Genomic DNA, 14,299 nt, shown 5'->3' on the forward strand with positions numbered 1-14,299 from the left:
AGCCAAGCCATGTCATGGGCAAAACGGTTGCTTCAGGACTCGACGCCGGCCTTCCTGCGCCGACGGTGGAGATGGCCGACGCTGGTGATTATTCTCGTCATTGGAATGAGCCTCTGGCAGCCGGCTGAACGTACAGTCCGGTCACAGGAACTGAGTACGCGCGTTGGTACGTCGCAGCCGACGCGCGTTGTGCGCGTTACACCGAAGCGGGCAAAGGCGGTTGTTCGTCTCACGGAGGAAGACCGCGCCTGGAACGCCATTCGCCATAGCAGCGACCCGGAAGCTTTCAAAGCCTTTCTGAGCAAGTATGGGCCGGACAGTAAGTACGGGCGAATTGCCGAGCGGTTGGCCGAAAACGCCGAACTGGAACGGCTGCGCAGCCGCAACAAAGGCGGCGGTGACGCCCCACTCATCATGCGTGAGTTGGCCTTTGATGAGTTCCAAACCGTAGACCTGACCCCAGAAGGTCACATTGTTAACCCACGCATTTTGAAGTCTGAGCTAGTAGCGATTGAACTTGACCGGGAAAAGGGGGTCATCTTGGAGTTGGTGCGGATTCCGGGCGGCGAGTTTCAAATGGGGTCGCCAGAGCATGAGGTCGGCCGGTTGCCGAACGAGAAACTGCATGAGGTTACTGTCCCGGAGTTCTATCTTGGCCGTTATGAAGTCACCCGCCGGCAATGGGCGTTTGTCGCGTCGCTGCCCAAAGTCAAAGACGACCTACCGCTTGATCCTTCGCCGTCGGACACGCCACGACCGCGACGCTCCCCGCGCATGGCACTGCAGAACACCGACACGTTGCCGGTTGAGAACATCACGTGGTCGCAGGCGGTTGAGTTTTGCCGGCGACTTGAAAAAATCACTGGCAAACATTTCCGGCTGCCAACAGAAGCGGAATGGGAGTATGCCTGTCGCGCCGGGTCGTCTAAACCGTTCGCATTCGGCGACACCCTAACCACGCGCGTCGCCAACATCAACGGTGAAATTCCCTATAGCAAGGGCAAGCCGTCAGCAACCGTTGGCCATCCATTGCCGGTGGGGTCGCTAGGCATTGCGAATGCGTTCGGCCTTTTTGACATGCACGGCAACGTCTGGGAGTGGTGTCAGGACGCCTTCGTTGAGGACTACGACCATACGCCGACGGACGGCAGCGCTTACGACGTACTCAATCCGGTGTATCGCGTCCGACGTGGGGGCGCCGCGACATACAAGGCCGAGTTATGCCGGTCGGCGATGCGCGGCCGCGCCGAACCGGAACGACTCGGCAACTGCCCGACTTGTGTTGGTGGGACGGGTCTGCGTGTGGCGATTCTTGCTGAGGACCTGAAGCTGACGGATGATGATGACGAGTAAACGTGGCTGGCAGACCGCAGCGGTGGACGCCCTGCATCTCCTGGTGTGTTTTCCACCAGTGGAGGGCCGTGCGCCTAAGGGATTTTAGATGGCTTGGGTGCGTTAGGCTTGACCAGAATTGGCATGACGCGCATCTTTTTTGAACAGCCTTCGTAAACTGCGAACTGCCGCAAGGTGGCGGCACTAAAGACAGGGCTTTGCACCATTTTCTGTCCAAACCGACGGCTCACCATGCCCATTCTGGAGTTTCCACCGGTCGAAGAAGCCGACGAGCATGGTCTTTTGGCAGTCGGCGGCGACTTGCACGTGTCATCGCTGCTGCTGGCGTACAGCAACGGCATCTTTCCGTGGCCGCACGAAGGTTATCCGATGCTGTGGTTTGCTCCGGCTGAACGGGCCATTCTCGACTTTGCGGATTTTCACATTCCGTCCCGGCTGGCGCGTTACCTCAAAAAAGCCAACTTCACCTTCCATATCAACACTGACTTCCCTGGGGTCATTCGCGGCTGCCGCATGAGCGTCCGCAAGCATCAGCAAGGGACTTGGATTACGCCGGAGATTGAGGCGGCCTACACGAAGTTGCATTACGCCGGTTACGCGCACAGTTTTGAGGCGCGCAATCCTGCTGGCGAGCTGGTCGGCGGGATGTACGGCGTTATGATCGGACGCGCGTTCGCTGGAGAGAGCATGTTTTACCGCGAGTCCCACGCCTCAAAGTTTGTCATCATTCAAACCGTAGAGTACTTCCGTCGGCACGGGATGACCTGGTTTGACATTGAAGTGATGACGCCGCACATGGCGATGTTTGGGGCGAAGGAAATTCCGCGCGCCGAGTTTATGCGGCGACTCAAGCAGGCAATCGCCGAGCCGCCCATTCCATTGCCGCCTCCGGCGCGACGCCGTCTGCTCCATCCCACCTCGACGGCACAAAGACCCTGAGCCGTCATGTGTCATGGGACAAGCGTCAACGGCAGGCAACACCCCGCTGAGCCACTGGCTTGTGCAGCGAGCGAGCCGTCACCATCCACGTCCGGGATGGCGGAGAGGCGTTCAGACGGATGACTGGGGCGTACGCGAGTTGACACGAAAGCATACCCCTAGCCGGCTACGGCTTTTTACTCTCTAAAAGCGGCGCAGCCCACGCGCCCAGTCTTGCTTACGGTACGGAGACGGGCGGTGGTTTGGGCTGTCCGTCCCAGTTCCCAATCAGCGGCACGTCCCCCGGCACGCCGTAGTTCACTCGAATCTCCGGCGGCCCGCTCGTGTTCGACGTCCGCAACTGAAACTGGATCGTCCCCCCAAGGTTCACCACCACCCCCACCGTCGCAAATCCCTGCCGCGTCCAGTCCCCAGCCACCGCCGCCACGAACGTTCCGGTCGTCGTCAGCGTGAAGGTCACGTCCGGCGCCCCGCTCGTGTTGGCGTTCTTCAGCAAAAACTGCCCCGTACTCGGCCGATACAGCCCCACCCCCGTCACACCGCTCCCGGCCGTCCACCGCCCCGCGACCGGCACGTCACCCCCCTGCGCCCCTGCAATCACCACCGCCAAGTCCGGATTCCCCGCCGCCAACGCATTCCGCAGGAAAAACGTCTGCACGCTCGGTCGGTACACCCCCACCGTCACCGTCCCGTTCCCGTCCCAGTCCCCAGCCAGCGGAATGTCCCCTACACCCCCAAACGCAAACGACACATCCGCAAAACCGCCCGTGTTGTTGTTGATGAGGAAAAACGTCATCGCTCCGTTGACATTCCGGTAAATCCCCGGCGTGTCAATCCCGTCCCCATCCCAGTCCCCAGCCAACGGCACATCGCCCGCCAAACCATAGAAGAAATCTTGGTCGGCGAAATCCGAAATCAGCCGGTTCTTCAAGTACATATACCCGTTCGACGGCCGAAACATCGCCATCGTTGAGCCGATGGGCGCGCCCGGTCCGACCGACCCAGCTTGCGTGACGGTCACGACCTGTCCGGCGACGAAGAACGTGCCTGTTCGGGGTGTGGCGCGCGGGTTGCGCCCAACGGCAAAGGTGAGCGTCGCGCTGCCCGCCGCGGAAATGGCCAAGCGGCGATTGACATCGCCGAGTTGACCGACCATGCGGGGCGTAACGACCTGCCCGCTGGCCAACTGGGCTGAAATCAGCTTGATCCACGGCGCGTCAGTGTTGCGCACCGTCGCTTCCCACGTGCAGTTCGGACTCGTTGTGATGGTGAGTGTCGCGCTCGGCACAACGTCACCCGGTAGGTTCACCACCGTCGGCGTCACCGTGTACTCGCACGGCGCACACGGTGCACAACTCGGCAACTGTGCCTCCAACCGCAGCCCAGCTGTAATCACCCCCTGATTGAACGAAAACTGCGTAAACCGATTCCCGCTCCCTGCCGCCTGCACCCCTACTGTCGCGCTGTTCCCATTCCCAGGACCCGTCTGCGCATACCGATACTCAAAGCGGTTTGACCCCTCCTGCAACACCACCGCTACGTGAATCTCCTCACTCGTCCCAAACCGCACCCCGCGCCACTCCACGATCCACTGCCGGTTCGGTGCGGTTCCTGTCACCTGTGTGAAAATCCCCCGCGGCCCGCCGCCCTGCTGCGCCGTCAGGTCAATATCATCCCAGAACACAAACAACGCCGGCGCGCTCCCCGTCCCAGCCACCGGCAGCGGCTGATTGGTGAACAAACTCTCCCCTCCACCCACCAACCGCAAAATCCCGTTTGTGTCCGCCGTCAATGTCGCCCCGCCGGCGACGTTCGTCTCGTACACCGAAAACCCAAACGGCGCCGTCAGCGTCACCAGCGCGTCATCCTGCTGACTCCCCACCACCAACTGCCCTCCAGCCGGAATCGTCCCACCACTCGACGACGTGAACGTGTAGTTCCCCCCCACAAAACCCGTCGGCACGCGCAGCGTCGTTACCAGCGGCCCGCCCCCGCCCGCATAGTTGACTGTCAACTGAAACTCAACAACCTGCCCGCACGGCACGCCTGCGCCCAGCGTAAACCGAAACGCTGGCGTCGGCCCCGTCACCACCTGTCCCGTCCCTACGTCGGGGAACGTCCCTGTCCCACTTGTCACCACCACCCCAGGCGTCACCGCTGTCAGCGTCGCCGACAACCCCGTCGCCAGCGTGCCGTCGTTGCGAAGCTGTACCGTCAGCGTCCCACCCTCGCACGGCTCAATCACACCATTCCCGTTTCCCCCTTGCTCTGTCGCTGTCACACCCAGCACCCCCAGCAACGGCGCTGTCGGCGTTACCGCCACCGCGTTCGACACTACCAACCCAAAATGCTGGTCCGTACCATCCGCATTCCCCAAAATCCCGTTCCCGTTCAGCGCCGTCGCCACCACCCGCACCACCACCGGCGTCCCAGCTGGCTGCGGCGGCAAAAACACGTTCTCCACGTTGTTCCGGTTGTCCGCGCTCCCGCCGGTTACCGACACTCCATCCGCCAACACATTCCCACGATATGTCTGCCCGCCCACCGTCACCACCAGATCAAGGTCGTTGACTAGCGCTGGACTTGCCCCCGGCGCTCCCGGTGCGTCGCTGTACGCCAGCGTCACCCGCACCGGCTGACCCCCGTTGACCACCTGCCCCGTAAACACATAGGTCTGCCCTACATCCAGTAGCGCAATGTTTTCATTGACGTACACCGTCGGCAGCCCGCCTGGTATTGTGCGCCGCAGATTCACACGCCCCCACCCTTCGCCCGTGTTCGGAATCGGCACCGTCGTACTGCTGCTCGGTGCGCCCGGATGCTCGGCGTTCATATCCACCGCCCCATTGATGAGCGCCGCCTTCACCAGCGCCGGCGCGGGCGTCTGTCCTCCGTTGTTCGCCCGCCACCATCCCGTGAACACTGCCGCCGCGCCTGCGACGTGTGGCGCTGCAAACGATGTCCCGCTCCCGTGAACGTGAACCCCATCCCCAAGCTGCGTCCCAACCTGCCCCGAGGTCGTCCGCGGCCCTGTAATCCGCTGTCCCGGCGCGCACACATCCGGCTTCACCCGTCCATCCGCCGCCGGCCCGCGACTCGAAAATCTCGACAAAAAATCAATGTTCGTGTTCGGAATATCTGAAAACGCCGGCAACTCCGGCCGTAGGCCCACCGACGACCCCACCGTGATGATGTTTTTCGCCGCCTTCGGCCGTGTCAGTGTCCCCTCGTTCGGCCCGCTGTTCCCCGCCGAAAACACAAACAGCAGCGGGTCAATCGTCTCACCTTGTGAAGCGTCCTGCGTGAAGGCGTCGTACTGCGCTTCCCGTGTCCCGTAGTCCGTCCCAACCCCCGCGCCCCAACTGTTGTTGGAAATCGTCGCCCGCGCCCCGTTCGGCGGCAGCGTCGTGATTGTGTCGTTGACCGCCGTCGCGTCTCCGCCCTGATACGCCCCGCCCGTAATCAGCGGCACGCTCACCAAGTGCGCCCCCGGCGCCACTCCAAGCCCGTAGTTGTAGTTGCGTGGGTCCAAAAGATTCGGAAACGGCGTCGTCCCCGCAATGATGCTCGCGCACAGATGCCCGTGTCCGCCACGAAACGAACTCGCCCCGTCCGCCCCGCGCGGCGGCCCCGCCACTGCGTTTGCCGCCGTGATGTAAAATCCCTGCGGCCCTGGAATCTCTACCCCGTCGTCCACTACGCCGACCGTCACCCCATTTCCATTGCTTCCAAACTGCGCCTGCGGGTTGTACCCCGGTCCCGCCAAGTTCTCGATCCCCGTCCCGGTGTAGTTCCCGGCCGTGACGTGCGCGTTGCGCTCGTCTTCCGGCGTCGGTCGCACGTACGGCTCAATCGCCAGCACCGCTTGCAACTGCGCCGCCGCCGCCACCCCCTCTGGCGTCAGTTGGACGCGCAACACGTCAAACGCAGCCCCGGACGGCATCGCCTCCGCCGTCAGCACCTTCCCGACCGTCGCCACTTGTCGGGCCGCCGCTTCCAGCCCTTCGCGCTTGAAGGTCGCCACAAGGTACGTCCCATCCCCTGCCGGCTTCCTTGCCTTCCCCGTAAACACCCACTGCAAGTCCGGGCTGAGCTTGTAGATGGGGTGGTACGGCCCCATCCACCGCACAAACGCCAGCCCGGTCGTCGTCTCACGCGCCGTGGCCGGGACATAGACCAAGTACGCCTGATGCGGTACGTACTGCACCGGCTCGACGCCCAACGCCTGCAACTGCGTCAGCCAAGCGTCCCGCGTCCGCCCTGTGAACTGGACAAGGTAGTAGCCGTCGCCAGTGTGTTCGGTTAGGTAGCCGCCGCGCCGGGCGCATTCGCGCGCCGGGTCACTCGTCGTGGGGTCAAAGCAAAAGCCGCGCAGCGAAATCGTGAAATCGGTCGGCGGAGTCAACTCGGTCATCGTGTGCGCTCCAGAGGCGGCGGCGCGCTGCCGCGCCGGAAAACTAAGCCAGATCAAGGCAAACAACAGGCAGGGCAGCGCCGCCAAACCAAAACGACGCGCGGTACGGGAATGGAAAACCAAGTGAAGGGACATGGGCAGGCTTCAAAATAACAGAGAACGGTCGAGCACCACAAAAGACGTAGGGCGTACGTGGTTGAGACGACAAAGTTTGGTTAATAAATGCACAGAGTATGACGAGGTGCAAAGACACACGTCAAGGCAAACGTCGCCCTCCGACGAACTCGACCTGCAAAGTTTGCATGGCGGTGCAACCAGTTTTTTCGGCCTCACCGCCACAGGGTGCGCTCCAAAAAACCGGCGCTCACTTTGAGTCGGCGACTGATAGGCCGTCTTCAAGAGAGTGTGTACCAAACGGCTGACAGAAAAAGCTTACCCAAAACAATGAGCATTCCTATGCCTCAACTTCAGATGCCTCCCAAATTATTGAAAGGATCGGGCAGCGTCGCCCACGCCCTCAACCCGCGTCGCGCTTCGGCTTCCGTCAACAGACAGGCGTCGAGCGCCGCTTCGATGACATCGCGCCGCATGCGCCGGTCGCCGATAAACACAAGCTCCTGCCGTCGGTCGCCGCACAGACCGTCAAACAGCGACCGAATCTCAGCCCGCAGCGCCTCATCCGCTGGCCAGGCTTCTTCCGGTTGCGTCGCCCACCAGTACCCGCCGGGTTCGACGCGACATGCGCGCCTGCCTGACTCCAGATGCCGACCGCGTCCATGCGCGTCGCCAACCAGAAAAAACCTTTTGATCGTAAAACGCCTTGCCACTCGTCGCCGCCCGTCTCGCCATGGAAAAACGCCCACAATCGTTCAGGATGAAACGGACGGCGGCGACGATAAACAAAGCTCGATATGCCGTAGGTTTCGGTCTCCGGCGGATGCTCGCCGCGCAGTTCCTTGAGCCATCCGGCGGCCTGACTGGCGCGCTCAAAACTAAAACGCCCTGTCCCCAACACTTCCGTCAGCGGCGCTTGTCCAAATTGGCATGTCACCAGACGCGCCTCCGGGTTGAGCCGCCGTAGAACGCCGCGCAGTTCGGAGAGTTCCTCCGCCGAAACAAGGTCGGCTTTGTTGATGAGGATGACATCGGCGAACTCAACTTGTTCGGTCAGCAAGTCGCGATTGTCCGGTCGTCTTCCGGGCCAAGTTCAAGACGACGCTCCGTGAGGCTTTGCGCCTCACGGTAATCGCGCAGAAAGTGCTTCGCGTCCACGACCGTCACCATCGTGTCCAGTCGGGCCACATCCGATAAGCTCCGCCCGGTCTCATCGGTAAAGGTAAAGGTTTCGGCGACGGGCAGCGGCTCTGAAATGCCGGTGGATTCAATGAGCAGGTAATCAAACCGTCCTTCCCGCGCCAACCGTCCGACCTCGATGAGCAGGTCTTCGCGCGGTGTGCAGCAAATGCACCCGTTCGACATTTCCACCAACTTTTCTTCAACGCGATTGAGCGCCGCGTCGCCGTTGGCGACCAGTTGTGCGTCAATGTTGACCTCGCTCATGTCGTTGACGATGACGGCGACGCGCTTCCCTTCGCGGTTGCGCAGGACGTGGTTGAGGGCTGTGTCCATCAATGATCACCAGCGTCGGGCGTGGCAGGGCGGGGGGATTGTACCTCATGTGCAAACAGGTATACTCCTTATCCATGCCGCGCCCAGTCATCCGCTTGCAAGGACTCGTTCAATCGCTCCGCTTTTGCGGACAACCTACAGAACTGCCCGTTTATGACTGGAGCGGATTCGATATCAATAACGCCCGCCCCGCCTGCAAGGTGCGCCTGCCTGACGGTGCCGAAATCGCCCTGTCCAAGTGGACAGGTCCGAAACGCACGCGCACCTATCCGCTGGCGAAGGTCTACGACACTTACTCGCACAGCGGCAAGATTGTCACGGTCATCCCGATTATCAAAGATGAAGGCAAAGGCGAACGCGAGAATGACACAAATCTCGATCAGGTGAATTTTATCACGCTATCGTGGATGAACTTGATGGGGGTGTATGTTGTCCTCGCTTGGTATAGCGACGCCAGTAAGAAGGATTCTTATCGCATCACTCACCAGCGCATGGAGAACGCATATGTTCACCAAAAAATTGAGGAGATAGCGCGCTATAAAATGGACGCGCACCACTGGAACCGCGACCATTTTGTGGATAAGTTCCTCTGCATATATGAACGCGCTATTCAGAGCTACAGCGCGATTGCTCAGAGACTAGGAGTGCAGTTGCATTCACAAAGAGGGCTGCGCTCGTTTCTCGACACAGTGCGCTCGACGGAAAATCCACACAAGTTAGATCTCGCCAAGTACGCTGAACATTCCCTTTCTGCATCTGAACGCGCAGCCCTGCGAGAGACAATCACAGAGCATGCACTGGAACGCAGTCAGGCGGGAAGCGCAAAGGGATTTTTTGAGATACGCAACTACCTAGGAGGCGTATATTACCTGACCGCCGACGAGGTTATCTTCGAGTGCGAAAATCAGATAGTCATTCAGGAGAGCAAAAACAGCACAAAGCATTTCCTACCGTCGCTTAGCGATGTCAAGGACGGTCTGTTCAAACTCCTGTTGTTCTCTCAACTTCAGCAGCTGCAGTTAGGGAAAACGCCCTTGCTGTTTCGCACACGTCTGCGATTGACAGGAGCGTTCAGGGGCAAACTAAGTTTGCCTGCGGAGACCGAAGTGTTGGAAGCGTTTTGCAGAGGACGGAAGCAGCCTGCACGCTCGAAACTGACTTGGCTGAACGAGGAGCTGCGACGACTGGGCATAGAAGGCGTTCTGGAGGGTAACGATGCTTAAGAGTCCCCTTCGCTTCCCTGGCGGCAAATCGCGGGCGATTGGGCAGATTCTGCCCATCGTGCCCGACTTTGAGGAATATCGCGAGCCGATGGTGGGCGGCGGATCGGTGTTTCTTGCGGTGCGCCAACGCTTCCCGAACCGCCGCTACTGGATTAACGACCTGAACTACGAACTCTACTGCTTCTGGAAGGTTGCGCAGGAACGCGCTTATCAGCTCGCTGACGCGCTTCACCAACTGCGAGCGGAAACTCAAAACGGGAAGGCACTCTTCTACCGCTTGCTTGACCGCTATGGGCAGGGCGACGAGTTCGAACGCGCCGTCCGCTTCTTCGCGCTTAATCGGATGACCTTCTCTGGCACGGTCGACTCAGGAGGCTACTCGGAACAGGCGTTTCGCGGGCGGTTCACCAGTTCCGCGATTGAGCGTGTTCGGCGGCTGGAACCTTTGCTGCAAGGGGTACAAATCACGCACGGAGACTCTGAGCTTGTAGTACGCGCAGAGGGGGCGGGGGTATTTCTCTTTTTAGACCCGCCCTACTACTCAGCAACCGATTCGCGCCTTTATGGCAAGCGCGGGGAGCTACACACAGGCTTTGATCACCACCGCCTGATGCGCGTATTGCGCGAGACTCCACATCGTTGGTTGCTGACTTACGACGATAGCCCCTTCATTCGCGACTTGTACGCCGAGTACACACAGGTACGCTGGACACTGCAATATGGAATGAACAACTACAAGCAACTAACCGCACGTGCGGGCGAAGAGTTATTTATCGCCAACTATCCTATTCAGTCGCGAGGCAGCGCGCAGCTTTGCCTCGTATTCGAGCGGCGGATGCGAGAGTATGCTCCATAAGGCAGGCAAGCAATATCCCATAATCCTTCTCGGCCAAGGTACAATCCTTCCGAAATACCCAACGACACGCGCCCTGAGATAGAGCAACGGCTCATCCAGCGTTATCGCCAGATGACGCCCAGCGAGAAGCTGTGCATGGTCGCGCAGATGGCGGAGACGATATGAATAGCCGCACGCTGAAAAGTTGTCCACCGCAGGCCATTGAACGCGCCGAAGAGGATGAGCATCGGCAGCGCCGCCAAAATCAGCCACGCGGTTTTTTCCACAAAAAGACGCCGCCATTCGCAACGGAAAATCACTCGCCACATCAGCTTGGCTCAGTTCAAAACGACCATGCGGCGCATCGCCCAGTAGAGCGCCGCCGATGCGACGCCGCACCATACGCCGAGCATCGCTAGGGCCAACCACTGCCGGCCGAGCGCCGGTCCAAGCGGCGGCGGGTTGTAGGCAAATGGAGGAATGGCGGCCCACAGCCGGGCGTCGGCCTTGTAGGTTTCATCGGTCGCCATCGTTGACTGATACGCCAAATCCTCGTTGAGCTTTTTGATGAACGGCTGCCGGTATTGCTCGGCCGCTTCCACGAAGGCGATGTGGTGAAAAACGTCCGTGCCGGCCAGCGCCATTGAGAGACTGCGCATAGCCAGCGTCGGCGAGAGCGCCGCCGCCGCGTTGTACAACCTGTCCTGACGCTCAAACGCCGACCACAAACCCGCGTAATGGTGGGCGTACACGCGGTTGCCGTGTTCCTCGCTTTCCTGCATCAACAAACCGGTCGGGTTGATCGGCAGGTCTTCCAAACGCTTTGCGTTGTACTGCGTCAGCAAGCGCGCCTCAAACGCTTTGAGGCGTTCCGCCTGCGGGTCGTAGCCGTCAATCCCATCGCGCATACCGCGCGCAACGGCCTCGTCAAACGCCGCCCGCGACGGCGTTGGAAACCAGCGCGCCGCCAAGTCGGACACGGCGCGCGGAACGACAAAGCCGCTCACAACCCAGAAGGCCAGCAAACTCAACAGCGTCAGTCGGGACGACAACCGCGCCGAAACCGCCAGCGTCAACGCCAGAAAGATCAACCCGTAAAGCGTATAGCCGCCGACCATCAACGCGAAGCGCCCTGCTTCCCAGCGCGCGCCGTCGAGCGTCCACAGCAGCGTAACGCCCGCCAACGTCGCCGGGAGGAGCGCCAGCCCCAAAGCGCCGCCGACGCCGAGGAGTTTTCCGGCGACCAGCGCGCCGGGACGCGCGCCGAGACTCACGGCCAACCGCAGCGTTCCGCTTTCGCGCTCACCGGCGAAGGCGTCAAACGCCAGAACGATGACGAGCAGCGGCAGGACGTACTGGAGCAGTCCCGCCGCCGTCAGCGCCAGAAACCGTTGGGCGCGCCCGTCCTGCGCCGCCGCTCCGGTCAGGTCGTTGCGGTGGTGCGCTTCAAGGTAGGCGACGACGCCCGCGTAGTCATCCACGCCGGCGTCCACAAAGGCCAGCGCCGTCTGTGGCTTGAAGGCGTACACCCCGTAGTGCGCCGCGCTGTGCGGGTCTTCGGCAGCTGCGTCACCCAGTGCTCACGAGCCAGCGCATTGGCGGCGGCGCGTTGTTGTCGGACGGCGCTGACTTGCCGCCAACCAACAACCGTCGCCGCCAACACCAGTAGGCCAACCGCCCCGCATAGCCAACGAAAGCGTTGGTCGCGGAGCATGCCCTGAAACTCGCGCCGCGCAACGATCGACCAAGTCCTTATACTCCGTGCTCCCCTCGGAGGGCGTCGCCCCCTTAGTTCCGCATATGTTCAAGGTAAATCGTCTCAAGGTCGCGGTGCGTCAGATCGGCGCTTGTCAGCGTCGTTAACAGCCTGCCCTGCCGCATAATCCCAATGCGCGTACCGACTTCCTTGGCCCGAAACAAATCGTGGGTCGCCATCAGGATGGCTACGCCCTGTTCGGCTAAGCGCGTGACAGTTGGGAAAACTCGTTGGCCGCCTGTGGGTCGAGGCCGGAAGTCGGCTCATCCAGCAGAAGCGCCTTGGCTTCATTGGCCATAGCAATGGCAATTCCGACTTTCTGGCGCATGCCCTTGGAATAGGTTGAGACGCGCCGCTCAGCGGCTTCGGCCGGCAGGCCGGCCTTGGCCAACCAATCAAGCAACTCGCGCTTGGCGTACCGCTTGCCGGCCAGTTCGCTGAAATAATCCAAGTTTTCAACGCCGGTGAAGTTCTTGTAGAGCATCACCTGTTCCGGGATGTAGGCGAATCACTGCTTGGTTTCGAGCGGGTGCTCGGCGACGACATAACCGTTGACGCGCGCCTCGCCTTTGGTCGGCGTTGTGAAACCCAGAAACAGGTTGATGGTCGTCGTCTTGCCGGCGCCGTTGGCTCCCAGCAGACAAAAAATCTCGCTGGGGGCGACCGTGAGATTTAGGTCGTCCAGAGCCGGATGCGCGCCGTACCCTTGTTCAAGTCAATAGCTTCCAGCATAGCGGACATGGAACGATACCTTGGCAAATACCAAATAGGAATAATCTGAATAACAAATCAAGGTAACGGCGCGCAAGCCGCCCGGCGCGCGCCCGATAGCAGTCCCCTGTTGGGATTCTGGAGGCGACGTGTTTACTGGAGGCGCAAACCGGCGAGATTGCCCAACGTTACGTCACGCGCAGTCGTGTCAACCGCTGGGTTTACCATGGGCTGCACGGCTTTGGTTTTCCTGTTGCTCTACAGTTCGCGCCTATTGTGGGAAGTGATTGGGTTAAGCTTGGGCGGCGCTTGGTTGAGCACGCTCGCCGTTCGGACGACTTGGAAACGGCTGCGCGCGCCGTACCGCCGACATTTTCAGCTGCCCACCAACCTTCGCGCGGCTGCATCCGCCGCACCATTGCTCTGGGCGCGCAAATGTCTTGCCCAGCTAAGGGCTGCGCACTGACGGCGTTCTACAACCAAGCGACGGGACGCCGCTCAGCGCGCTTTCCGAGCAAAGTAGCGAGTCACCCTGTCAGTCAGCGGCCCTAGTGCGGCGTGACAGACAAACAGTCTAGGCTGTGGGTGTGAAGGCGTCACGACGCCATCCGCGCGCTAGCGTGATGGGGCTAATCTTTGCCCAAAAACTGCTCTAGTTCAGCTCAGCGTTGGCTTCATCAATCTCCCGGAGGGTGTCAAGCGTCAGGCTGGCGTTGCTTGTCGTTACAATTGTGACCGGAAAGGGCGTCGCCGAACGTTCCACATCAAAAAACCCCTCTGTGAAGGTGACAAACTTGCGGAAGGCTTCCAGTCCGCGTAGGTCGCCCACCTCGCAGGTCACAATGAGGCCGTCGTTGAAGCCAAGCCACCCGTGGCCTTGCGCGGCGCGTACCGTAAACGCCGCCGTCAGCCGGTTTGCTTCAATGACCTGAATGACATCAAAGACCGAAATCCGACTTAGATCGCCGGTCAAAAACTTCGAGCCGCTGCGCAGCGGCAGCACAAAGACGAAGGTATGTGACCCGATGGTGAAACGGTCCCCGTCCGACAGCAGACAACGCTCGTGCGGCGGCAGCCGCCGGCCGTTGAGGAATGTGCCGTTCGTACTGCCCAAGTCGGTGAGAAAATAACGCGCCCGCTCCGACGCCTCCGGCGCAAGGTCCAACGTCACTTGCGCATGCTCGCGCGAGGCGACGACATCGTTTTCCAGCATAATGGTCGCCGTCGGCGCACGTCCGATGATGGTCGTCGGCGCGTCAAGAATGTGAGTCCTTTTGACGCCGCCCCCCTCTAGAACCAGCAACGTAGCAAACCGCTCGCTCGGCGACGAGGCACGGGACAGAGCTTCTATGTCCAGCCGGGTGGTTTTGATCGTTGGCACTTCGGAATGTTCCGACATCTAACGCCTCCCTGCCCGCGTACATCGTTTCGGTGGGCGA

The 14,299-nt window shown here is 60.8% G+C and carries 8 protein-coding genes and 2 pseudogenes; 4 read left to right on the plus strand and 6 right to left on the minus strand.

Annotated elements, in window-relative coordinates; genetic code table 11:
• Positions 1-9 precede the first annotated feature (9 nt).
• Both NZ585_07680 and aat read left to right on the plus strand, forming a co-directional pair.
• Positions 10-1,353, plus strand: a complete 1,344-nt coding sequence (locus NZ585_07680) for a formylglycine-generating enzyme family protein (protein ID MCS7079917.1) — start codon at positions 10-12, stop codon at positions 1,351-1,353.
• A 231-nt stretch (positions 1,354-1,584) separates the two neighbouring features.
• Entirely contained in the window at positions 1,585-2,292 is a 708-nt protein-coding gene (gene aat, locus NZ585_07685) for a leucyl/phenylalanyl-tRNA--protein transferase (GenBank protein MCS7079918.1), read from the plus strand.
• Positions 2,293-2,509: 217 nt separating this feature from the next.
• Here the strand turns inward: aat and NZ585_07690 are convergent, their stop codons facing one another.
• Together NZ585_07690 and NZ585_07695 are read right to left on the minus strand one after the other, a co-directional pair.
• Positions 2,510-6,841, minus strand: coding sequence for a S8 family serine peptidase (locus NZ585_07690; protein ID MCS7079919.1), 4,332 nt, complete (start codon positions 6,839-6,841; stop codon positions 2,510-2,512).
• A gap of 332 nt (positions 6,842-7,173) precedes the next feature.
• A pseudogene (locus NZ585_07695) lies at positions 7,174-8,335 on the minus strand (GTP-binding protein).
• Between the two features lie 74 nt (positions 8,336-8,409).
• On the opposite strand from NZ585_07695, the gene NZ585_07700 reads away from it, so the two are divergent.
• On the plus strand, positions 8,410-9,558 hold the full coding sequence (locus tag NZ585_07700; GenBank protein ID MCS7079920.1) for a hypothetical protein: 1,149 nt from the start codon (positions 8,410-8,412) through the stop codon (positions 9,556-9,558).
• Positions 9,551-10,414, plus strand: coding sequence for a DNA adenine methylase (locus tag NZ585_07705; GenBank protein MCS7079921.1), 864 nt, complete (start codon positions 9,551-9,553; stop codon positions 10,412-10,414). Before NZ585_07700 ends, NZ585_07705 begins: the two co-directional genes overlap by 8 nt.
• Before the next feature lie 101 nt (positions 10,415-10,515).
• On the opposite strand, the gene NZ585_07710 is transcribed toward NZ585_07705, so the two are convergent.
• The 4 genes and pseudogenes from NZ585_07710 to NZ585_07725 form a co-directional block, all read right to left on the minus strand.
• Complete coding sequence (locus NZ585_07710; GenBank protein MCS7079922.1) at positions 10,516-10,680, minus strand: hypothetical protein; 165 nt, start codon at positions 10,678-10,680, stop codon at positions 10,516-10,518.
• A 51-nt stretch (positions 10,681-10,731) separates the two neighbouring features.
• Positions 10,732-11,922, minus strand: a complete 1,191-nt coding sequence (locus NZ585_07715; protein ID MCS7079923.1) for a DUF3526 domain-containing protein — start codon at positions 11,920-11,922, stop codon at positions 10,732-10,734.
• Between the two features lie 259 nt (positions 11,923-12,181).
• Positions 12,182-12,881: pseudogene (locus NZ585_07720) on the minus strand (ABC transporter ATP-binding protein).
• 631 nt (positions 12,882-13,512) lie between these two features.
• Entirely contained in the window at positions 13,513-14,259 is a 747-nt protein-coding gene (locus tag NZ585_07725; protein ID MCS7079924.1) for an FHA domain-containing protein, read from the minus strand.
• Between the last annotated feature and the right edge of the window lie 40 nt (positions 14,260-14,299).

The sequence above is a fragment of the Chloracidobacterium sp. genome (assembly GCA_025057975.1).
In the GTDB taxonomy this organism is placed as follows: Bacteria; Acidobacteriota; Blastocatellia; order Chloracidobacteriales; family Chloracidobacteriaceae; genus Chloracidobacterium.